Below are 20978 nucleotides of genomic sequence, written 5' to 3' on the forward strand. Positions count from 1 at the left end.
CGGAAGGTACAAATGGGCGGGTCAGTGCTCAGGCGTGTATTACTCGCCGGTAATTGCCTCGCCGTTCTTTCCGACCAGCGCGTAGGTCTGTGTGGCGATCTCCAGTTCCTCGTCGGTCGGCACCACGGCGACCGCCACCCGCGCACCGGCGGGCGAGATCAGCCGGGGCACGGTGGCGCGTACGGCGTTCAGCGCGGGGTCGACGGCCGCGCCCAGGGTCTCCAGGCCCGCGATCGCGGCCTCGCGCACGAACGCCGCGTTCTCGCCGACCCCGGCGGTGAAGGTGATCGCGTCCACCGTGCCGAGTACGGCGTAATAGGCGCCGATGTACTTCTTCAGCCGGTGAATGTAAATGTCGAAGGCGAGCCGGGCCCGTTCGTCGCCCTCGCCGATCCGTCGCTCGATCTCGCGCATGTCGTTGTCACCGCACAGCCCGATCAGCCCGCTCCTCTTGTTGAGGAGAGTGTCGATCTCGTCCGTGGACATTTCGCCAACACGCATCAAATGGAAGATGACCGCCGGATCCACGTCCCCGGAGCGTGTCCCCATCACGAGTCCCTCCAACGGCGTCAGCCCCATGGAGGTGTCCACGCACTTCCCGCCCCGCACCGCGGACGCGGACGCCCCGTTGCCCAGGTGCAGCACGATCACGTTCACGTCCTCGGGGGCCCGGCCGAGGAGCTCGGCCGTCGCCCGGGACACGTACGCGTGCGAGGTCCCGTGGAACCCGTACCGCCGCACCCGGTGCGCGTCGGCGGTCTCGACGTCGATCGCGTAGCGGGCGGCCGACTCGGGCATCGTGGTGTGGAAGGCGGTGTCGAAGACGGCGACCTGCGGGAGGTCGGGGCGCAGGGCCATGGCCGTGCGCAGGCCGACCAGGTTCGCCGGGTTGTGCAGCGGCGCCACCGGGATCAGCCGCTCGATCTCGGCGAGCACCTTGTCGTCCACGACCGTCGGCTGGGTGAACTGCTTCCCGCCGTGCACCACCCGGTGCCCGATCGCGGCCAGTTCGGGCGAGTCGAGGCCGACGCCGTCCTCGGCCAGCTCCTCCGCCACGGCCTTCAGGGCGTCCTCGTGGTCGGCGATCGACGCGGTCCGCTCGCGCGGCTCACCGGTCCTCAGCGGCGTGTGCTTCAGCCGTGCGGTGCCCTCGCCGATGCGCTCGACGAGGCCCGCCGCGAGCCGGCTGCCGTCCCGCATGTCCAGCAGCTGGTACTTCACCGACGAGGAGCCGGAGTTGAGGACGAGGACTCGGCTGGGTCTCACTGGGCGGTCGCCTTCTCGTTCGGGACGCCGGCCGGCTCCGCGGACAGGCCGGCGTGCGGTTCCGGGATCTGGGCCTGGATCGCCGTGATGGCCACGGTGTTGACGATGTCCTGGACCAGCGCGCCCCGGGACAGGTCGTTGACGGGCTTGCGCAGCCCCTGCAGGACCGGCCCGACGGCGATCGCGCCGGCCGAGCGCTGTACGGCCTTGTAGGTGTTGTTGCCGGTGTTGAGGTCCGGGAAGATCAGCACGCTGGCCTGGCCGGCCACCTCCGACCCGGGCAGTTTGGTCGCGGCGACCGTCGGCTCCACGGCCGCGTCGTACTGGATGGGCCCCTCGATCCTGAGGTCGGGGCGCCGGGCCCGGACCAGGTCGGTGGCCTCGCGCACCTTGTCGACGTCGGCGCCCGAGCCGGACGTGCCGGTCGAGTACGACAGCATCGCGATCCGCGGCTCGACGCCGAACCGTTCGGCGGTGGCGGCGGCCTGGATGGCGATGTCGGCCAGCTGCTCGGCGTTCGGGTCGGGGTTCACGGCGCAGTCGCCGTAGACGAGGACCTTGTCGGCGAGGCACATGAAGAACACGGACGAGACGATGTCGGCGTCCGGCCTGGTCTTGATGATCTCGAAGGCGGGCCGGATCGTGGCGGCCGTGGAGTGCACGGACCCGGAGACCATGCCGTCCGCGAGTCCCTCCTGCACCATCAGCGTCCCGAAGTAGTTGACGTCGCTGACCACGTCGTACGCCAGCTCGACGGTCACGCCTTTGTGGGCGCGCAGCCGGGCGTACCGTTCGGCGAAGGCGTCGCGCAGTTCGCTGGTGGCCGGGTCGATCAGCGCGCACTCGCCCAGGTCGATGCCGAGGTCGGCGGCCTGCTTGCGGATCTGGTCGACGGGACCGAGCAGGGTCAGGTCGCACACGCCCCGGCGCAGCAGCACCTCGGCGGCGTGCAGCACCCGCGGCTCGGTGCCCTCGGGCAGCACCACCCGTCGCCGGTCGGACCGGGCCTGCTCCAGCAGCTTGTGCTCGAACATCATCGGGGTGAGCCGGTCGCTGCTCGGGGTGGAGATCCGGCTCAGCAGCCCGGCGGTGTCGACATGGCGTTCGAACACGCCGAGCGCGGTCTCGGCCTTGCGCGGGGTGGCCGCGTTCAGCTTCCCCTCCAGGGAGAACAGCGCGGCGGCGGTGGGGAAGCTGTTGCCGGGCACCGAGAGCACCGGGGTGCCGGGGGCGAGGCGGGCGGCGAGCGTGAGGACCTCGTCGCTGGGCACCTCGTCCAGGGTGAGCAGGATGCCCGCTATCGGCGGGGTTCCGGCGCTGTGCGCGGCCAGTGTGCCGACGACGAGGTCGGCGCGGTCGCCGGGGGTGACCACCAGACAGCCCGGGGTCAGGGCGGTGAGGAGGTTCGGCAGCATGGCACCGCCGAAGACGAAGTCCAGGGCGTCCCGGGCCAGCCCGGAGTCGTCGCCGAGGACCACCCGGGCACCGAGGGCGTGCGCGATCTGGGCGACGGTGGGGGCGGACAGGGCCGGCTCGTCGGGCAGGACGTAGCAGGGGACCGGCAGCCGGGACGCGAGCCGCTCGGCGATCTCGTCCCGGTCCTCCCGGGCCACCCGGTTGGTGACCATCGCCAGGACGTCGCAGCCGAGCCCGTCGTACGCCCGGTAGGCGTTGCGGGTCTCGGCGCGCACGGACTCGGGCGACTGCTTGCGGCCGCCCACGACGGGGATGACCGACGCCCCGAACTCGTTGGCGAGCCGCGCGTTGAGGGAGAGCTCGTCCGGGAGCTGGGTGTCGGCGAAGTCGGTGCCGAGGACGAGGACGACGTCGTAGTCGCGGGCGACCTGGTGGAACCGGTCGACGAGGACGGAGACCAGTTCGTCCGTGCCCTGCTCGGCCTGGAGGGCGGTCGCCTCGTGGTAGTCCATGCCGTAGACGGACGCCGGGTCCTGGGTGAGCCGGTACCGGGACCGCAGCAGTTCGAACAGGCGATCTGGTCCCTCGTGGACGAGTGGACGGAACACGCCCACTCGGTCGACCTGCCGGGTCAGGAGCTCCATGACCCCCAGCTCGACGACCTGGCGGCCGTCCCCGCGGTCGATCCCGGTCACGTACACGCTGCGCGTCACGCGTGCTCTCCGTTTCATGGCGTCGGCTGTGGCATGGCGTCAGCTGCTCGGGTGCTCTTCGTGGCGCGGAAGATGGCCCGCTGAGGCGAGCAGAACCCTCTTGACAATACCCCGGGCGCTCTATAAGGCGCCCGTCGGGATTCGTCCCGTTCTGTCCGGTCGGATCGGGCAGGATGATCGGTGCGAATGCTGTCATATTCGATGGAAAGCGACATCGCTCGGGGGTCGTGAAACAATCGGATCGGCTCACCGGTGTACAGAAGCGAGCAGGAGACACAGCACGATGCGTATCGGAGTTCTCACCGCAGGCGGCGACTGCCCGGGCCTGAACGCAGTGATCCGGTCGGTCGTGCACCGAGCGGTCACGCAGTACGACGACGACGTCATCGGCTTCGTGGACGGCTTCCGCGGCCTCCTCGACGGCCACCACGTCGACCTCGACCTCGACGCCGTCGGCGGCATCCTGGCCCGCGGCGGCACCATCCTCGGCTCCTCCCGGCTGGAGCGCGACCGACTGCGCGAAGCCTGCGAGAAGGCCACCGACATCGCCCGCGACTTCGGTATCGACGCGCTCATCCCGATCGGCGGCGAGGGCACGCTCACGGCGGCGCGGATGCTGTCCGACGCCGGTCTGCCGGTCGTCGGGGTCCCCAAGACCATCGACAACGACATCTCCTCGACCGACCGCACCTTCGGGTTCGACACGGCCGTCGGCGTCGCCACCGAGGCGATGGACCGGCTGAAGACCACGGCCGAGTCGCACCAGCGGGTGATGGTCGTCGAGGTCATGGGCCGGCACGCGGGCTGGATCGCGCTGGAGTCCGGCATGGCGGCGGGCGCGCACGGCATCTGCCTGCCCGAGCGGCCCTTCGACCCCGCCGACCTGGTGAAGATGGTCGAGGAGCGGTTCGCCCGCGGCAAGAAGTTCGCCGTGGTGTGCGTCGCCGAGGGCGCCCACCCCGCCGAGGGCACCATGGACTACGGCAAGGGCGCGATCGACCAGTTCGGCCACGAGCGCTTCCAGGGCATCGGCACCGCGCTGGCGTACGAGCTGGAGCGGCGTCTGGGCAAGGAGGCCAGGCCGGTCATCCTCGGCCACGTCCAGCGCGGCGGCACGCCGACCGCCTACGACCGGGTGCTCGCGACGCGGTTCGGCTGGCACGCGGTCGAGGCCGCGCACCGGGGCGACTTCGGGCAGATGACGGCACTGCGCGGGACCGACATCCGGATGGTTCCGCTGGCGGACGCGATCACCGAGCTGAAGACCGTGCCCACGGACCGCATGGACGAGACGGAGTCGGTCTTCTAGGACCTCTCCCCGCCGCCTCCCGGACGCGCCCAGCACTCGTCCGGGAGGGTGGCCAGGACCCACCAGAACTGCTCGACGATCCGGTCGAGGAACTCCCCGACGCCGTCGGCCCGTTCGTCGGCCGCGCCGTCGTACCGGTCCGGGGCGGCGGCCGTCCGCTCGCGGTGGCTCTCCCGCAGTGCCTCCAGCGCGGCCTCCAGTGGACGCCGGTCCACCGGCACCAGGCGCGCCACCGCCCGTACCCGGGTCACCCGGCGGGACGTGACCGCGGCGCGCAGCAACTGGGCCAGGCGCGGCTCGCGTCCGGTGACGCCGACGAACTCCGGCAGGGTGAGCTCCAGCAGGCCGGCGAGCAGGGCGGCCTGCCGCTCGGTGCCGCGCCAGGTGTCGCTCTCCTCCATCCCCGTGTACGCGATGAACTCGAGCCCGACGGCCCGCGCGACGTCCTCCGCGGACAGACCGCGCGCGAGGCGGTGCTCGCGCAGGCTCCGGGGCCGGCCGGCGAGATCGTTGGAGGAGCACCACAACACTCCTGCCAGGGCGGTCACTTCGGGCCCCGTCGGGGTCGAGAGTCCGCGTTCCCAGCCGAGCACGAGATCGGGCGTGACGTACGTCAGTCCGTACGAGGCGCGCAGACCGTAGGCGACGTGCTCGGGGCCCATCCCGAGTGCGGTGCGCAGCCGACGGGCGGCGGGGGCGTCGAAGGGCGGGCCGGGCTGTCGGCTCTGACTGGCTGTTGATCGGCGCACGGCCACAAGGTAGGGGGGAGGCGGGGGCGGTGGCTACGGGTTGTCGGGACGGGATCACGGATTGTAGGAAGGTACGGCGCGCGGGACGCCTCCGCGCCACTCGCCGGGCGACTTCCCTACCTGACGGGCTACTTCGCGACGGGGCGGGCAACTCCCCTGTGTGCGGCCCGATGTCACGTCCGGACGGGCAACTTGATCGTCTGCCGGGCGACTTCACTACTCGTCCGACAACTTCCTTATTCGCTCGGCGACTTCACCGACAGATCTAGCGGTGTCCGTCGCTCGTCTTGCCGATGACGGTCCCGTGGAAGGTCCCGCCGCGGAAGTCGACGTGGTCCCCGCCGGGGCCGCCCGCGTCGCCGTCGGACCGCGATCCCGTGGGGCCGGGCGACGCGGCCCGGGGCCGGTGCTTGCGCAGCACCGCCACCGCCACCGAGGCGGCCTGCGCGGCGGCCCGCTGCTGCGCCCCCGAGGCGTCGGCCCTGCGCTTGCCGACGTCGGCGAGGTCGCTGATCCCCCGGATCACGACGGCGTCCGCCCGCCCGCCCAGATGGGCCGCGTGAGCCGCTCCCGAGCCTTCCGTCTCGATCGCCGCCGCGTCGCCGTAGTGCTCGCGCAGATGCCGGGCGATCTCGGACCGGGCGTCCGCGAGCACCACGTCCCCGGCCGCGATCGGCTTGAAGTGCGCGGTCACGTCCGCCATGTCCCGGACCGCCGAACGGGCCGCCTGCACCAGCGCGTTGGAGCCGGGCCAGGCCTCGGGGCGGACCTCGAAGCCGTGCGGGGTCTGCTTGCCGCCGTGGATGCCGTAGACCTTCGTGCCCACCACGACGTCGCCGATGCCGATGTCGTGCTTGAGGCTGCCCGCGATCCCGACGAAGAGCACCGCCTCGGGGCGCAGCCAGGTGACGATCTGGGTGGTGAGCGCGGCGGCGTTCACCGGCCCTTCGCCCAGTTCGGCGAGCGCCACCCGCCAGGGCGTGCCGTCGAGCAGACCGAGTTCGACGCGGGTTCCGCTGTCGGGGTGGACCTGCTCCCGCCGGTCGGTGACGTACCCGCGTACGGCGGCGTATTCGAGCGCGAGCGCGGTGAGCACCACAACGGTGGGACGTGTCTCCGGCATCCCTCTAAGGTACTGGGCAAGTCGCCCGCGGGAACGGGGCTTCGGGGTCGGGGGAAGGGGCCGGGATGGCGGGGACGGATGTCACGGCCGGGCAGTTGCTGCTCGCCGAGTACGAGTGCGTCAAGGACGAGCAGAAGGCGCGGATCGGGTTCCGGGACAACCTGCTGTACGTGACGCTCGCGGTGGTCGCCGCCGTGATCGCCGCGGCGGCGCAGGCCAAGCAGGCGTCGATGCTGCTCGGCCTGCCGCCGGTGTGCGTCGTGCTGGGCTGGACCTATCTCGTCAACGACGAGAAGATCTCGGCGATCGGGGCCTATGTGCGCGGGGAGTTGGCGCCCCGGCTGGCCGCCCTCACGGGGGAGGCCGGGGCGCAGGCCTTCGGGTGGGAGACCTTTCACCGCGGGGACGCCCGCCGCGTGTCGCGCAAGGTCGTGCAGTGCGTGGTCGACCTGGTCGCCTTCTGCGTCGTACCGCTGGGCGCGCTGGTCGTGTACTGGACCGGCAGGCGCCTCGCCGTCGGTCTGCTGGCCGTCTCGGTGGTCGAGGCCCTCGCGGTCGTCGGTCTCGCGGTGTACGTGGTGAGGTACGCGCTGCCGTTCGGATCGGTCTCGGGAGCGGGTACGGCCGCGGGGCCAGGACCGGGAGCGGCGACCCCCGGGGCGGGGACCGCGGCCGGGTCGGCCGCCCTCGGGGCGGGGCCGGCGCCAGGCGTGGCGACGACGACCGGAACCACGACGGCTTCCGGGTCCGGACCGGGCACCGGGACCGGGTCGGACCCTGCCTGAGGGCGGGGCGGATCCCGCGGGAGGGCCGGGGCGGGGTTGTCGCGGCCGCGATGGATTTCGGCCCGGGCCCGGCGTCGGGGCTGGGGCCGGGGCGGGCGGGGCTTGAGGGCCTGGGGCCGGAGTCCGGGCGGGTGTTGTACGAGGGCCGGGGCGGACCGGGTCTATCGGTCCTGGTCCGGGCCAGGGAGCCAGCGGTAGACCAGTTCGGGTCGGCCCACCTGTCCGTACAGCGGTCTGCGTTCGGCCCGGCCCGCCTCCACCAGGTGTTCCAGATAGCGCCGGGCCGTGATCCGTGAGATCCCCACGGCCTGGGCGACGCCCGCGGCGGTGTGTCCCTCGGCGGCCTCCTCGCGCAGTGCCGCCGTCACCCGCTCCAGCGTCGGCCCGCTCAGGCCCTTCGGCAGGGCCGCCGGAGCCGGGGCCCGCAGCGCGGCGAGGGCCCGGTCGACCTCGTCCTGTCCGCTCGCCTCGCCCGCCGCGCCCCGGAACTCCGCGTACCGCACCAGCCGGTCCCGCAGGGTCGCGAAGGTGAACGGCTTCAGGACGTACTGCACGACCCCGAGCGACACCCCCTCGCGGACGACCGCCAGATCGCGGGCCGACGTCACCGCGATGACGTCCGCGCGGTGACCGGCCGCGCGCAGCGACCGGGCCAGCCGCAGCCCGTGCCCGTCCGGCAGGTGCAGGTCCAGCAGCAGCAGGTCCACGGCCGTGCGGTCCAGCAGCCGCCGGGCCTCCACGCCCGTGCGCGCCTGGCCGACGGCGACGAACCCCGGCACCCGGTTCACGTACATCACATGCGCGTCCGCCGCGACGGGGTCGTCCTCCACGACGAGGACCCGGATGGGCTGTCCGGCGCTCACGCGTCACCTCCACGGCCCTGGCCGCCGACCAGGGCGGCGACCGCGCCGGTGCGCAGCGGCAGCCGCACCACGAACCGCGCCCCGCCCCCGTCGGCCCCCGCCACCGACAGCGACCCCTCGTGCCGGGTCACCGCCTGCTGCACGAGGGCCAGGCCCAGGCCGCGCCCCTGCGGACCGGACGGCTTCGTGGAGAACCCGCGCCGGAAGACCAGCTCCGCGTGGGCCGGATCCACCCCCGCCCCCGTGTCCGCGACACACAGCACCAGCTCCCGCGCGTCGCGGCGCACCGAGACCGTCACCCGGGCGGGAGTGCTGCCCTGCGCCGCGTCCACGGCGTTGTCGACGAGGTTGCCGAGGATGGTCACCAGGTCCCGCGCGGGCAGTGTCTCCGGCAGCAGCCCGTCGTCGAGGCCGCCGTCCCGCGACACCACCAGTTCCACACCCCGCTCGTTCGCCTGCGCCGTCTTGCCCAGCAGCAGCGCCGCCAGCACCGGTTCGCTCACCGCCGACACGACCTGGTCGGTGAGTGCCTGGGCCAGTTCCAGTTCGGCCGTCGCGAACTCCACGGCCTCCTGCGCCCGGCCCAGCTCGATGAGGGACACCACCGTGTGCAGCCGGTTGGCCGCCTCGTGCGCCTGCGAGCGCAGCGCCTGGCTGAAGCCGCGCTCGGAGTCCAGCTCGCCCATCAGGGACTGGAGCTCGGTGACATCGCGCAGGGTGACCACCGTCCCGCGGCGCTCGCCGCCGGACACCGGCGAGGTGTTGACCACCAGCACCCGCCGCTCGGTCAGATGCACCTCGTCCACCCTCGGCTCCGACGCCAGCAGCGCCCCGGTCAGCGGCGCGGGCAGGCCCAGATCGGCCACCGACCGGCCCACCGCGTCGCCCGACACACCGAGCAGTTCCTGTCCGCCGTCGTTGACCAGCGCCACCCGGTACGCGCCGTCCAGCATCAGCAGGCCCTCGCGCACGGCGTGCAGGGCGGCCTGGTGGTAGTCGTGCATCCGGCTGAGCTCGGTCGCGTTCATGCCGTGGGTGTGGCGGCGCAGTTGGGCGTTGATGACGTACGTGCCGATCGCGCCGAGCGCGAGCGCGCCCGCGGCGACCCCGAGCAGCGCGGTGACCTGGTCCTGGACGCGCGCGCTGATCGCCTCGACCTTGATCCCCGCGCTGACCATTCCGATGATCCGCTTGTCGTCGTCCTCGATGGGGGTGACCGCGCGGACCGAGGGGCCCAGGGTGCCGGTGTAGGTCTCGGTGAAGGACTCGCCCTTCAGCGCGCGGGCGGTGTTGCCGCGAAAGCGCAGGCCTATCTGGTCCTCGTCGGGGTGGGTCCAGCGGATGCCCCGCGGATCCATGATCGTCACGAAGTCCACCCCGGTGTCGCGCATGACCCGCAGCGCGTACGGCTGGAGCTGCGCCCTGGGGTCGGGGCCGAGGACGGCCGCGCGCACCGAGGGCGCGTCGGCGACCGAGCCGGCCACCGCCGTGGCCTGGCGTCCCGCCGCCTCCTCGGCCTGGCCGCGGTCGCTGATCCAGGTGAACAGCGCGTACCCGGCGACGACGACCGCGATCAGCACGGCCTGCATCGCGAAGAGCTGGCCGGCCAGGCTGCGGGGCCGAGGGAGGGATATACGCATTCCGCCAGTGTGCCTGGCGCGTCGAGTGTGAACTCAATGAACGGAAGGGTGACCGCCCTCACAGGGCGGTGGATAGTCACGGCATTCCCCCGATCCCCCGGGAGCGCCCCGATCCCCCGGGCGCGCGCCGCTCCGGGGATCGACCGGACGTGAGCCGCACGCCGGTGATGCCGACGAAGACGTCAAGGAGGGCAGCCGTGGCCGCCAGCACCCCCGATACGGCACCTGCCGCACCCGCCGTGAAGCGGGACCGTACCCACTATCTCTATCTCGCGGTGATCGCCGCGGTCGCCCTCGGCATCGTCGTGGGCCTGGCCGCCCCCGACTTCGCGGTCGAGCTCAAGCCGCTGGGCACGGGCTTCGTGAACCTGATCAAGATGATGATCTCGCCGATCATCTTCTGCACGATCGTGCTGGGCATCGGCTCGGTGCGCAAGGCCGCGAAGGTCGGCGCCGTCGGCGGTATCGCGCTCGGCTACTTCCTGGTGATGTCGCTGGTCGCGCTCGCCATCGGCCTGCTCGTCGGCAACGTCCTGCACCCGGGGGACGGGCTGCACCTGACGGACGCGATCAAGGCGAGCGGGCAGGGCCAGGTGTCCTCGGAGGCGCTGCCGCCGGTCGAGTTCGTCCTGTCGATCATCCCCGTCACCTTCGTCTCCGCCTTCACCGAGGGGCAGGTGCTCCAGACGCTCCTGGTCGCCCTGCTCGCCGGTTTCGCGCTCCAGGCGATGGGCTCCGCCGGACAGCCGGTGCTGCGCGGTGTCGAGCACATCCAGCGGCTCGTCTTCCGCATCCTCGCCATGGTGATGTGGGCGGCGCCGATCGGCGCCTTCGGCGCCATCGCGGCGGTCGTCGGCTCGGCGGGCCTGGACGCGCTCAAGAGCCTCGCCGTGCTGATGCTCGGCTTCTACGTCACCTGCTTCCTGTTCGTCTTCGTGGTGCTCGGCGCGCTGCTGCGGGTCGTCGCCGGTCTGAACGTCTTCAGCCTGTTCAAGTACCTGGCCCGCGAGTTCCTGCTGATCCTGTCCACCTCCTCCTCCGAGTCCGCGCTGCCGCGGCTGATCGCGAAGATGGAGCACCTGGGCATCAGCAAGCCGGTGGTCGGCATCACCGTCCCGACCGGCTACTCGTTCAACCTCGACGGCACGATGATCTACATGACCATGGCGTCGCTGTACATCGCCGACGCCCTGGGCACGCCGATGTCGATCGGTGAGCAGATCCCGCTGCTGCTGTTCCTGCTGCTCGCCTCCAAGGGCGCGGCGGGCGTCAGCGGCGCCGGTCTGGCCACGCTGGCCGGCGGCCTGCAGTCGCACAAGCCCGCGCTGGTGGACGGGGTCGGCCTGATCGTCGGCATCGACCGCTTCATGAGCGAGGCCCGGGCCCTGACGAACTTCGCGGGCAACGCCGTCGCCACCGTGCTGGTCGGCACCTGGACGAAGGAGATCGACCGGGACCGCGTCCAGCGGGTGCTCGCCGGTGACCTGCCCTTCGACGAGCGGACGCTGCTGGACGAGAACGACACCGCCCCGGCCGGCACGGACGTGCCCGGACAGCGCGGGGACGGCGAGCGGGAGCCGGTCACGGCCTGATCCCCCCGACCGGCGTCCCGGCGGTCGCAGGCCCGCGTCCCTCCGACCGGAGTCGGGGGGGACGCGGGTCTGCTCCCCCCCGACCGGTGTCCGGGGGTACACGCTCCGGAGGTCCGGCCCGGCCTGAACCGGCCGGACCTCCGGGTCACCGGGCGCCGGGATCTTCGCTGAGTCCCGCCACCAGTTCGGTGGCACGGGAGGCGGGTACGCCCGCCGCGGTCAGGATCGTGACCGCGGCGGAGCGGCCCGCCTCCTCCGTTCTCAGCAGGCCGTCGTTCACGGCCTCCATCAGTGCGAACAGCATCTGCTCGTGGACGTACGCCAGGGCCGTCGGCGGCAGCGGGGAGCTGAAGATCCCTTGGTCCAGCCCGTGCCGGAGCACCTCGGCGCAGGACTCGCGGACCGGGGCGAGCCGGTCGCGGATGCCCTGCACGGTGACGCTGCGCTGGGCCAGCGCGACCAGGATGCGGTAGCGGTCGGCGACCTTCCAGACCGCGAGGGTCGAGCGGGCCAGTGCCTGTACGGGGTCGTCGGCACCGTCGCGGCCGGCCGCGAACGCGGCCTCCACCGCCTCCACCGCACCGTCGACCAGCGTGCTGATCAGCGCCTCACGGCTGGGGAAGTGCCCGTACACCGTCCGTCGTACGACGCCCGCGGCGCGCGCGATCTGGTCCATGGACGCGTCGGGGTCGCGCAGCAGCTCGGCCAGCGCGACGTCGAGGATGCGGCGGCGGTTGGCGTCGGCGCGACTGGTGTTACCCGTGGTCATGTCAGCCATTCTGCACTCCCATCGACTTGCACAGCAGTGTGCAGCGTCGTAGATTGCACATCGTTGTGCAATTGCACTCTGCTGTGCAATTCGATGCCGCGTAGTGGAAGAGGAAGGCGACCCCGCCCATGCGACTCGTCATGACCGAACCGGTCGAAGGGACGGCGGGCCCCTACCGCCAGCGCTGGTGGGCACTGCTCGTGCTCTGCCTCAGCCTGCTGATCATCGTGATGGCGAACACCGCCCTCACCGTCGCCGCGCCCGACATGACCCAGGACCTGGGCCTGTCCAGCGCCGACCTCCAGTGGGTCATCGACGGCTACACCGTCCCGTACGCCGCCCTGATGCTGCTGCTCGGCGCGATCGGCGACAAGTACAGCCGGCGCGGGGCGCTCGTCCTCGGGCTCCTCGTCTTCGGGGGCGGCGCCGTCGCGGGCTCCCTCGTCGACAGCGCCACCGGGGTCATCGCGGCCCGCGCGGTGATGGGCGTCGGCGCGGCGCTGATCATGCCGGCCACGCTGTCCCTGCTCGCCGCGACCTTCCCGCGCGCCGAACGCGCCAAGGCGATCACCCTGTGGACCGCCACCGCGGGCCTCGCCATCGCGGCCGGCCCGCTGGTCGCCGGGGCGCTGCTGGCGGACCACGGCTGGTCCTCCACGTTCCTGATCAACGTGCCGATCGCCGCCGTGGCGATCGTCGGCGCCCTCGTCCTCGTACCGCCGTCGAAGGCCGCGCACCACAACCGCATCGACTACGTCGGCGGTCTGCTGTCGGTGGTGTGGATCGGCTCCCTCGTCTACATGATCATCGAGGGGCCGCACTTCGGCTGGGGCGTCAAGGCGGTCACGGCCGCGGTGGCGGCCGGTGCGGGCCTGCTCGCGTTCGTCCTGTGGGAGCTGCGCCACCCGCGCCCGGTCCTGGACGTCCGGCGCTTCGCCGACCGCCGCTTCGCGGGCTCCAACCTCGCGGTGGCCCTGTTCTTCCTGGCCGTCTTCGGCGCCTTCTACTACCTCACCCAGCACCTCCAGTTCGTCCTCGGCTACGACGCCCTGGAGACCGGCACGCGCATGCTGCCGCTCGCCGGTGCCGTGTTCGTCGGCTCGGCGCTGACCGGCTACCTCACCCCGCGGGTCGGCATGAAGTGGACGGTGAGCGCGGGCATGGTCGGCGGCACGGCCGCCCTCGCGCTGCTCACGCAGGTGGACGCGGGCTCGGACTACGGCGACTTCGTCGCCCCCCTCGTCGTCCTGGGCCTCGCGATCGGGCTCGCCCTCTCGCCCTGCACGGACGCGATCATGGGCGCCTTCCCGGAGTCCGAGCTGGGCGTCGGCGGCGCGGTGAACGACACCTCGCTGGAGCTCGGCGGCTCGCTCGGCATCGCCATCCTCGGTTCGCTGCTGGCCACCTCGTACTCGGACCACCTGGCGGACGCCACGGCCGGTGCCGGGCTTCCGGCGGACGCCCTCGCCACCGCGCAGGACTCGGTGGGCGCGGGGTACGCGGTCGCGCAGGGCATCGGTGACAAGGCCCGCGCCCTCGCCGCCCAGGCGGCGCAGGCCGGTGATCCGCAGCAGGCCGCCCAGTTGAAGGCGCAGGCGGAGCAACTCGCCCAGGGCGCCGGGCGGATGGCCGACGCGGTCGGCTCGTCCTTCTCCGACGCGGTGGCCCACACCAGCCTGATCGGCGCGGTGGTCCTGGGCGTGGGCACGGTGCTGGTGGCGGTTCTGCTGCCGGGCAAGGAGCGGCGGACGACACCTGCGCCGACCGCGGTCGCGGCAACAGCCGCAGCGGTGGCCGAGGCCGACACCGAGCCCGAAGCGGCTGTCGAAACCGAGCCCGAAGCCGCTGTCGAAACTGAGGCCGCAGCCGAACCCGCGGCCGAACCCGCAGCCGAACCCGCAGCCGAACCCGAGCCCGTGTCCTGATCCTGACCGGTGACGCGAAAGTGCCTTCTGAGCTGGGGCGATGAACCTCGTCGAGAGGTTTCGTCGGCCCGGACGGAAGGCACTTTCTGTGTGCGGACGGGACGCGTCGCTCTGCTTCGAGACCATCGGCAATTCCGGTCGGCCGACCCTGGAGATTCCCTCGGGGGCGAGCTCGCAGCAGGGCGATCACACACTCGTGGAGATCAAATCCGCCAAGTAACATCCCGTCAGTTCCTCAACACCTCTACTTCTGGGGCTTGTTGAAGAATCCGCTGCACGCCTCACCTGAAGGAGACCCCCACAGGTCATGCGACATCCCCGACGTCACCGCCTCGCCACGCTTGCCGCAATATCGGTCGCCGTGCCCCTTGCGTTCACCACCCTGCCCGCCCGTGCCGTCACCGGTGCCGCCGTCACGGACAACTCCTACGCGTTCGCCGCGAAGGTGGAGATCGGTGAGGGAGACGCCATGCGCGCGTGCTCGGGCGCGCTGATCGACCCGGGCTGGGTGCTGACCGCGGCGTCCTGCTTCACCGGTGGGTCCGGCGAGGTCGCGCCGGGCAAGCCCGCGCAGAAGACGACCGTCACCGTCGGTCGTGCCGATCTGACCGACACCTCGAGCGGTCAGGTCCGTGAGGTCGTCGCCCTGGTTCCGCGCGAGGGCCGGGACCTGGTCCTGGCCCGGCTGGCCCAGCCGGTCACCGGCATCACCCCGGTGGCCCTGGCCACCACCGCCGCAGCCTCGGGCGACACGCTCACGGTCGCCGGATACGGCCGCACCAAGGACGAGTGGTCGCCCCTGAAGCTCCACACCGCGACCTTCGCCGTCGGGGCGGCCACCGCCACCGACCTGGACATCGCCGGGACGGCCGGGAGCCAGGCGATCTGCAAGGGCGACACCGGGGCTCCGCTGGTGCGCGTCACCAACGGCAAGCCGGAACTGGTCGCGGTCGCCAGCCGCTCCTGGCAGGGTGGATGCTTCGGCACCGACACGGACGAAACCCGCACCGACGCCGTCGCGACCCGCGCCGACGACATCACGCTCTCCAACCGGCTGACCGCAGGCCGGATCCTGCACCCCGGCGAGAGTCTGGTCTCCGCCGGCGTCCGGCTGACCATGCAGAGCGACGGCAATCTCGTCATCGCCACCCTCGTCGGCCACACCTTGTGGTCCACCGGCACCTCGGGCAACCCGGGCGCCACCGCCACCTTCGACGCCGGCGGCAACCTGGTCGTCCGCAACGCCGGCGACACCGCGACCCTGTGGGAGTCCAAGACCGCCGCCGCCGGCGGGTACGTCCGGCTGCAGGACCGCGGCAACCTGGTCGTCTACAACGCCCAGAACCAGTCCCAGTGGACCAGCAACAGCGCGGTGCGCGGCGACGTCGACGGTGACGGCTACGCGGACGTCGGTGCCTGGTACGACTTCACCGCCGGAACGGACGCCACCTACACCTTCTTCGGCAAGGAGGGCACCGGGGTACTCAGCGCACCGTTCAAGTCCTACGCCGCGGCGGTGGGCGAATGGGAAGCGCAGTACATGAAGTTCATCGCCGGTGACTTCAACGGCGACGGTCGTAGTGACATGGCCATGGTCCGCGGCTACAGCGACACCAGCGTCAAGGCCTTCGTCGCGTTCGGCAAGCCCGACGGCGGCTACGCCGCCCCCGTCCAGGCGTGGAGTTCTCCCGCCGGCGGCGCCTTCCACATCAGCTACCTGACCCCCCAGGCCGGCGACTTCAACGGCGACGGCCGCGACGACATGGCCTTCTGGTACGCCGGAGCCGACGGCGTCAGCAAGCTGTGGACCTTCACCACCAAGGCCGACGGCACCTTCGAGGCTCCCGTCGCCTCCTGGTCCGCCCCGAAGGGCACCTGGCTGCGCACCAGCACCAAGTTCGTCACCGGTGACTTCAACGGGGACGGACGTGACGAGCTGGGCGTGTACTACAACCAGGGCGGCCAGGGCATCAAGACCTATGTCTTCACCACCCAGCCCGATGGCACCTTCGCCAACCCCACGGTGTGGTGGGAGTCCACGCTCAAATGGGAGCAGGCCACCCCGCAGGTCGGCGACTTCAACGGCGACGGCCGCGACGACACCCTGATCTGGTACTCCTACGACGACGGGAGCGACAAGACCAGCACCACGCTCTCCGAGAACGTCGGCGGCCAGAACAGGTTCGGATCCGCCAAGCTCACCCTCAACAGCTCCGGCGGCCTGGACGTCACGCGTCTGCAGATGGCGACCGGTGACTTCAACGGCGACGGCCGCGACGACCTGTCGATCATGAACTACCAGACCGACAACGTCGTGAAGATGCTGACCTGGACCGCCCGTCCCGACAGCCTCTTCAACGGTGTCCAGACAGGTTGGGCCTCCGCCCCCGGCGCCTGGGTCTACGCCTCCACCACCCTCGTCACCGCCTACAACACCGGTAACTGATCAGCGCACACGCGGGGTGTCCGGCCGCCGATCTGCGGCCGGACACCCCGCGCACCCGGTCGGCCGACCCGGAGGTCCACCGCCGAACATCCTGGGCGGCCGACCGCACACCCCGGGGAATGCTGGACACTTGCGCATGGAACAAGCAGCATGTCAGTGGAGGCACGGGGGATGAAGATCGACTGGGACCGACGGACCTGCGCTCGGCGCGGCCATGTGACGTACGCGCCGGAGGACCCCCGGCTGCGGGTGCGACTGCGCGCGGACACCGCCCTCGGCGAGGTCTGGCGCTGTCTGCGCTGCGGCGACTACACGCTCGGCCGGCCGCACGGTTCGGGCCCCGCGAACGAGGCGCCCCTCGTCCCGCGCGGCAAGGTGCTGCGCGACCTGTTCATCCTGCGCTTCCTCGCCGTCGAGCGGGCCGTGCGCGGCGTGTTCATCGTGCTGGTCGCCGCGGCCGTGTGGAAGTTCAGCAACAGCCGGTACGCGGTGCGCCGGCTCTTCGACGAGTACCTCGACGTCTTCCGGCCGGTCTTCCGGCACTTCCACTACGACCTCGACCACTCGCCCGTGGTCGGCACCATCCAGAAGACGTTCGGCTACAAGCAGTCCACCCTGCTGCTGGTGGCCGGGCTGCTGCTGGTCTACGCGCTGATCGAGCTCGTCGAGGCGGTCGGCCTCTGGTACGCCAAGCGCTGGGCGGAGTACCTGACCGTGGTCGCCACGGCCGCCTTCCTCCCGCTGGAGATCTACGAGCTCACCGAGCACGTCAGCTGGCTGAAGATCGCCACGCTCGTCCTCAACATCCTCGCCGTCATCTACATCGCCCTCGCCAAGCGGCTGTTCGGGCTGCGCGGCGGGCGCCGGGCGTTCGACGAGGAGCGCCGCAGCGCCTCGCTGCTGGAGGTGGAGGAGTCGGCGGGCGTGCCGGTCTAGGGCCTGGGCGGGTGGGTCAGCCGACCGTCACCGCCGCGTCCAGCCGTGCCGTCTCCTCGGCGGTCAGCGTCAGGTCCGCCGCGGCCGCGGACGCCCGGATCGTCTCCGGACGGCTCGCGCCCGGGATCGGCAGCACGGTGGGCGACCGGGTCAGGAGCCAGGCCAGACAGACCTGCTGGGGACTCGCCCCACGCTCCGCCGCGACCGCGTGGAAGGCGGCGAAACGGTCCTGCCCCGCGCCGGGCTCCGCCCCCTCCCGCGCCGACGGCCCGTCCAGGGAGCTGCGGGAGATCCCGCCCAGCGGGCTCCACGGCAGGAACGCCAGCCCCAGTTCCGCGCACAGCCGTAGTTCCGGCTCGCTGTCGCGGACGGCGGGGGAGTAGCGGTTCTGCACCGACACCAGCCGGTCGCCGAGGATCCCGTACGCCCGGCGGATCTGGTCCGCGTCCGTGTTGGAGATCCCGGCCAGCCGGATCCTGCCCGCGTCGAGCAGGTCGCGCAGGGCGCCGACGGACTCCTCGAAGGGGACGGCCGGGTCGGGCTTGTGCAGCTGGTAGAGGCCGATCGCGTCGACGCCGAGGCGCTTGAGCGAGGCCTCGGCGGCCGCCTTCAGACGGCGCGGACTGCCGTCCACCGTCCAGCCGCCGTCGGGAGTCCGGCCCCGGCCGCCCTTCGTGGCCACGAGCACGCCGGAGGTGTCACCGCCGTACGCGGCCAGCGCGCGGGCCACCAGCAGCTCGTTGTGGCCCGGTTCGGCGTCCGGCAGCGTGTAGGAGTCGGCGGTGTCCAGCAGGGTGACGCCCGCGTCCAGCGCCGCGTGCACGGTGGCCAGGGCGCGGCGCTCGTCGGGGCGGCCCTCGATGGACAGCGGCATCGCGCCGAGGCCGATCGCGCTCACCGAGAGATCGCCGAGTGTGCGCCGAAGCATGTCAGTGGTCCTTTCCGAGGGTCTCCGCGACGGCCTGGGGCAGCCACTGCCGGGCGTCGGTGAAGGTGAAACCGAGCCGGGTGGCGCGGGAGTTGTCCATGCCGTAGGCGCGGAAGAAGGAGAAGGGGGAGACCTCGCCGGCCTCGACCTCCTGGTAGCGGGCCGCGGGGCCCGGGATGCCCGGGATGTGGGACACGATCTCGTCGGTGGTGAGCGTGCCGTGCGAGGCCGCGTTGACCGGCCCGGTGAAGTCCTGGCCCACGGCCCAGAACAGGAAGTCGGCGATCTCCTCGACATGGATGTACGTCGCCGGATGGTTGGCGACGGGGACGACGATCGGCGCGTCGGCGCGCAGCCGGTCCGCGTAGTGGACGAGGCGCCCGGTGAAGTCGTCGTCGCCGCCCAGCACATGGGCCACGCGCACGGCCGTGTACGGGAAGGCGGGCGCCGCCGCGAGGACCGCTTCCGCCTGCCGCTTGCCCTCCCCGTAGTGCGCGTCCCGGAACCCGGGGTCTTCCCAGGGGAGTTCGAGATCGACGGCGACCTCGCGCGGGTCGACCGCGCCCTCCGGCACCCCGGCGGCGGGCGAGTGCTCGTACTCGTACACCTCCACCGTCGACGTCATCACATAGCGCCGGGTACAGCCGGAGAAGACCCGGCGGGCGATCGCCGCCTGGCGCGGCGTGTAGCAGACCTGGTCGACCACGACGTCGAACACGCGGTCGCCGAGCGCCTCGGTCAGCGCGCGCTCGTCGTCGCGGTCGGCGACCCGATGGACCGTCCCCGCGGGCGGCGCGGACGAACCGCGGTTGAGGACGGTGACCCGGTCCCCGGCGGCGAGCAGCCGGTCGATCAGCCGCTTCCCGAAATAGCGGTTACCTCCGATGACCAGTACGTCACGCATGACGCCCCCTTCAGAAAATCCGGTCGGCAACCAGGTCAGGCGCCGGTTTCCGCAGCCGGGAACCCGGCGGCGATAATTCTCCCGGGAGCGTGCCGCGCGCTGAAGGGGGAGACATGGGAGATCGGGCCGCCGCACCGAAAGAACCACGGCATCTGCGGGCCCTCGCCACCGAAACATCGGTGGCCTTCGACGCGCTGGACCGGGAGATCCTCCGGCTCCTGCAGACCGACGGCCGCATCAAGCTCAGCGAGCTGGGCCGCCGGGTGCGGCTGAGCCCGGCGGCCGTCACCGAGCGGGTGCGGCGGCTGGAGGCGGCGGGCGCGATCAGCGGGTACGGCGCCCATGTCGAGCCGGCCCGCCTCGGCTACGGCGTCCAGGCCTTCGTCCGGGTCGACCCGCACGGCGGCTACACCCTCAAGCATCCCCGCACCCTGGAGCTGATGGACCGCCCCGAGATCACCGAGGTCCACCATGTCGTGGGCGAGGACTGCTGGATCCTCAAGGTCGCCGTCCAGGACACCGCGCACCTGGAGGAGATCCTCGAACTGACCTCCGCGCTGGGTCGCACCACCACGTCGGTCGTGCTCTCCTCCCCGGTACGGCGCAAACCGCTGCTGCCCCCGGCACCGCCCCTGCCGTGACGCCTGCCTCGCCGTGACCGCTTGCCTTGACGTCGGCGTCAGGGCTTACGTTCGTGGACATGCGAATCGGCGAGCTGGCCGCACGGGCCGGAACCACCACGCGGACGCTGCGGTACTACGAGTCGCGGGGTCTGCTGACCGCGCGGCGGGACGACCACGGGCACCGCTCCTACGACGACCGCGACCTGGAGCTGCTGCGGCAGATCAGGACGCTGCGGGACTTCGGGTTCGAGCTGGAGGAGACCCGGCCCTTCGTGGAGTGTCTGCGGGCCGGGCATCCCGAGGGGGACTCGTGCCCGGCGTCGCTCGCGGTGTACCGGCGCAAGCTGGCGGAGCTGGACGAACTCGTCGGGGAGCTGCGGGCGGTGCGGGAGAAGGTCGCCGGGCAGCTCGCGCGGGCCGAGCGGGCGCGGGACGAGCTGGACGCCGAGGCGCAGGTTCCGGGGGGTCCGGAGCCCGTGTGCGAACTGGGAGGACGAGGACGGTGACCATGACGGCCGAGGTGCCCGAGGTGACGGACGAGGATTTCGGGGCGCAGGTGCTCGGCGCCGACCTGCCGGTGCTGGTGGAGTTCACCGCCGACTGGTGCCCACCCTGCCGGCAGATGGCGCCGGTGCTGCGCGCGCTCGCGGCGGAGGAGGGGGAGCGGCTGCGGGTGGTGCAGCTGAACGTGGACCGCAACCCGGAGACGACCAACCACTACAAGGTCCTGTCGATGCCGACCTTCATGGTCTTCCGCGGCGGTGAGCCGGTGAAGGCGATGGTGGGCGCGCGGCCGAAGCGGCGGCTGCTGGAGGAGCTGTCCGACCTGCTCTGAGCACCCGTGCGCACCCGCACCCACCCGTACACAGAGAAATCCCCCGGGCAATTGTCACCGGGGGATTTCTCTGTGTATATTCATTGATTCGCGACTTCGAATGAAGAAGGCGCGGGCAAGTTCACTGGGCACAGTATATCCAGGCGGGAGCGGAAT

At 71.9% G+C, this 20978-nt stretch carries 17 protein-coding genes and 1 pseudogene; 9 read left to right on the plus strand and 9 right to left on the minus strand.

Annotated elements, in window-relative coordinates; all coding sequences use genetic code 11:
* Window positions 1-39: 39 nt before the first annotated feature.
* Complete coding sequence (locus tag ACWC24_RS24970; protein WP_450665082.1) at window positions 40-1266, minus strand: acetate kinase; 1227 nt, start codon at window positions 1264-1266, stop codon at window positions 40-42.
* On the minus strand, window positions 1263-3395 hold the full coding sequence (pta, locus tag ACWC24_RS24975; RefSeq protein ID WP_450665083.1) for a phosphate acetyltransferase: 2133 nt from the start codon (window positions 3393-3395) through the stop codon (window positions 1263-1265). The genes ACWC24_RS24970 and pta overlap by 4 nt, the downstream gene beginning before the upstream one ends.
* 283 nt (window positions 3396-3678) lie before the next feature.
* Here pta and ACWC24_RS24980 point away from each other — a divergent pair, with 283 nt between their 5' ends.
* Window positions 3679-4704, plus strand: a complete 1026-nt coding sequence (locus ACWC24_RS24980) for an ATP-dependent 6-phosphofructokinase (protein ID WP_450665084.1) — start codon at window positions 3679-3681, stop codon at window positions 4702-4704.
* Here ACWC24_RS24980 and ACWC24_RS24985 read toward each other — a convergent pair.
* Together ACWC24_RS24985 and ACWC24_RS24990 are read right to left on the minus strand one after the other, a co-directional pair.
* A complete protein-coding gene (locus tag ACWC24_RS24985) occupies window positions 4701-5453 on the minus strand; it encodes an XRE family transcriptional regulator (RefSeq protein ID WP_450665085.1) in 753 nt (250 codons plus the stop codon). The two genes, ACWC24_RS24980 and ACWC24_RS24985, sit on opposite strands and share 4 nt — an antisense overlap.
* Before the next feature lie 265 nt (window positions 5454-5718).
* A complete protein-coding gene (locus ACWC24_RS24990) occupies window positions 5719-6576 on the minus strand; it encodes a 5'-methylthioadenosine/S-adenosylhomocysteine nucleosidase (protein ID WP_450665086.1) in 858 nt (285 codons plus the stop codon).
* A 65-nt stretch (window positions 6577-6641) separates the two neighbouring features.
* Between ACWC24_RS24990 and ACWC24_RS24995 the strand changes: the two are divergent.
* Window positions 6642-7178, plus strand: a pseudogene (locus ACWC24_RS24995) (hypothetical protein); the annotation flags it as partial.
* 344 nt (window positions 7179-7522) lie between these two features.
* Here ACWC24_RS24995 and ACWC24_RS25000 read toward each other — a convergent pair.
* Together ACWC24_RS25000 and ACWC24_RS25005 are read right to left on the minus strand one after the other, a co-directional pair.
* Window positions 7523-8224, minus strand: a complete 702-nt coding sequence (locus ACWC24_RS25000; protein WP_450665087.1) for a response regulator — start codon at window positions 8222-8224, stop codon at window positions 7523-7525.
* Entirely contained in the window at window positions 8221-9864 is a 1644-nt protein-coding gene (locus tag ACWC24_RS25005) for a sensor histidine kinase (RefSeq protein ID WP_450665088.1), read from the minus strand. Before ACWC24_RS25005 ends, ACWC24_RS25000 begins: the two co-directional genes overlap by 4 nt.
* A gap of 167 nt (window positions 9865-10031) precedes the next feature.
* On the opposite strand from ACWC24_RS25005, the gene ACWC24_RS25010 reads away from it, so the two are divergent.
* On the plus strand, window positions 10032-11456 hold the full coding sequence (locus ACWC24_RS25010; RefSeq protein WP_450665108.1) for a cation:dicarboxylate symporter family transporter: 1425 nt from the start codon (window positions 10032-10034) through the stop codon (window positions 11454-11456).
* A 145-nt stretch (window positions 11457-11601) separates the two neighbouring features.
* Here ACWC24_RS25010 and ACWC24_RS25015 read toward each other — a convergent pair whose 3' ends face one another.
* Window positions 11602-12234: a TetR/AcrR family transcriptional regulator gene (locus ACWC24_RS25015; protein ID WP_450665089.1), complete on the minus strand. Its 633-nt coding sequence runs from the start codon at window positions 12232-12234 to the stop codon at window positions 11602-11604.
* A 119-nt stretch (window positions 12235-12353) separates the two neighbouring features.
* Here ACWC24_RS25015 and ACWC24_RS25020 point away from each other — a divergent pair, with 119 nt between their 5' ends.
* The 3 genes from ACWC24_RS25020 (at window position 12354) to ACWC24_RS25030 (ending at window position 17532) form a co-directional block, all read left to right on the plus strand.
* Window positions 12354-14150 carry an MFS transporter gene (locus ACWC24_RS25020; protein ID WP_450665090.1) on the plus strand — a complete coding sequence of 599 codons (1797 nt, stop codon included), beginning with the start codon at window positions 12354-12356 and terminating at the stop codon, window positions 14148-14150.
* Window positions 14151-14457: 307 nt separating this feature from the next.
* Entirely contained in the window at window positions 14458-16596 is a 2139-nt protein-coding gene (locus ACWC24_RS25025; protein ID WP_450665091.1) for an FG-GAP-like repeat-containing protein, read from the plus strand.
* Window positions 16597-16767: 171 nt separating this feature from the next.
* Window positions 16768-17532, plus strand: a complete 765-nt coding sequence (locus ACWC24_RS25030) for a DUF2127 domain-containing protein (protein WP_450665109.1) — start codon at window positions 16768-16770, stop codon at window positions 17530-17532.
* 16 nt (window positions 17533-17548) lie between these two features.
* On the opposite strand, the gene ACWC24_RS25035 is transcribed toward ACWC24_RS25030, so the two are convergent.
* Together ACWC24_RS25035 and ACWC24_RS25040 are read right to left on the minus strand one after the other, a co-directional pair.
* Entirely contained in the window at window positions 17549-18460 is a 912-nt protein-coding gene (locus tag ACWC24_RS25035; RefSeq protein WP_450665092.1) for an aldo/keto reductase, read from the minus strand.
* A gap of 1 nt (window position 18461) precedes the next feature.
* Complete coding sequence (locus tag ACWC24_RS25040; protein WP_450665093.1) at window positions 18462-19364, minus strand: NAD-dependent epimerase/dehydratase family protein; 903 nt, start codon at window positions 19362-19364, stop codon at window positions 18462-18464.
* A gap of 113 nt (window positions 19365-19477) precedes the next feature.
* On the opposite strand from ACWC24_RS25040, the gene ACWC24_RS25045 reads away from it, so the two are divergent.
* Genes ACWC24_RS25045 through ACWC24_RS25055 form a run of 3 tightly spaced genes read left to right on the plus strand, consistent with a single transcriptional unit; the run spans window position 19478 to window position 20822 of the window.
* The gene (locus ACWC24_RS25045; protein ID WP_450665094.1) at window positions 19478-20005 is read left to right on the plus strand and encodes an Lrp/AsnC family transcriptional regulator; all 528 of its coding nucleotides are present in this window, start codon (window positions 19478-19480) and stop codon (window positions 20003-20005) included.
* Between the two features lie 59 nt (window positions 20006-20064).
* Complete coding sequence (locus ACWC24_RS25050; protein ID WP_450665095.1) at window positions 20065-20493, plus strand: MerR family transcriptional regulator; 429 nt, start codon at window positions 20065-20067, stop codon at window positions 20491-20493.
* Window positions 20494-20495: 2 nt separating this feature from the next.
* On the plus strand, window positions 20496-20822 hold the full coding sequence (locus ACWC24_RS25055) for a thioredoxin family protein (RefSeq protein WP_450665096.1): 327 nt from the start codon (window positions 20496-20498) through the stop codon (window positions 20820-20822).
* The last annotated feature ends 156 nt before the right edge of the window (window positions 20823-20978 follow it).

This window comes from Streptomyces sp. NPDC001443 (assembly GCF_053597355.1).

Excerpts from the sequence above, each read along its gene's own strand:
- ACWC24_RS24980 (WP_450665084.1), top strand. The coding sequence starts at position 3,679 with ATGCGTATCGGAGTTCTCACCGCAGGCGGCGACTGCCCGGGCCTGAAC.
- ACWC24_RS24990 (WP_450665086.1), bottom strand. The coding sequence starts at position 6,576 with ATGCCGGAGACACGTCCCACCGTTGTGGTGCTCACCGCGCTCGCGCTC.
- ACWC24_RS25005 (WP_450665088.1), bottom strand. The coding sequence starts at position 9,864 with ATGCGTATATCCCTCCCTCGGCCCCGCAGCCTGGCCGGCCAGCTCTTC.
- ACWC24_RS25010 (WP_450665108.1), top strand. The coding sequence starts at position 10,032 with ATGCCGACGAAGACGTCAAGGAGGGCAGCCGTGGCCGCCAGCACCCCC.
- ACWC24_RS25015 (WP_450665089.1), bottom strand. The coding sequence starts at position 12,234 with ATGGCTGACATGACCACGGGTAACACCAGTCGCGCCGACGCCAACCGC.
- ACWC24_RS25020 (WP_450665090.1), top strand. The coding sequence starts at position 12,354 with ATGCGACTCGTCATGACCGAACCGGTCGAAGGGACGGCGGGCCCCTAC.
- ACWC24_RS25025 (WP_450665091.1), top strand. The coding sequence starts at position 14,458 with ATGCGACATCCCCGACGTCACCGCCTCGCCACGCTTGCCGCAATATCG.
- ACWC24_RS25030 (WP_450665109.1), top strand. The coding sequence starts at position 16,768 with ATGAAGATCGACTGGGACCGACGGACCTGCGCTCGGCGCGGCCATGTG.
- ACWC24_RS25035 (WP_450665092.1), bottom strand. The coding sequence starts at position 18,460 with ATGCTTCGGCGCACACTCGGCGATCTCTCGGTGAGCGCGATCGGCCTC.
- ACWC24_RS25040 (WP_450665093.1), bottom strand. The coding sequence starts at position 19,364 with ATGCGTGACGTACTGGTCATCGGAGGTAACCGCTATTTCGGGAAGCGG.
- ACWC24_RS25045 (WP_450665094.1), top strand. The coding sequence starts at position 19,478 with ATGGGAGATCGGGCCGCCGCACCGAAAGAACCACGGCATCTGCGGGCC.
- ACWC24_RS25050 (WP_450665095.1), top strand. The coding sequence starts at position 20,065 with ATGCGAATCGGCGAGCTGGCCGCACGGGCCGGAACCACCACGCGGACG.
- ACWC24_RS25055 (WP_450665096.1), top strand. The coding sequence starts at position 20,496 with ATGACGGCCGAGGTGCCCGAGGTGACGGACGAGGATTTCGGGGCGCAG.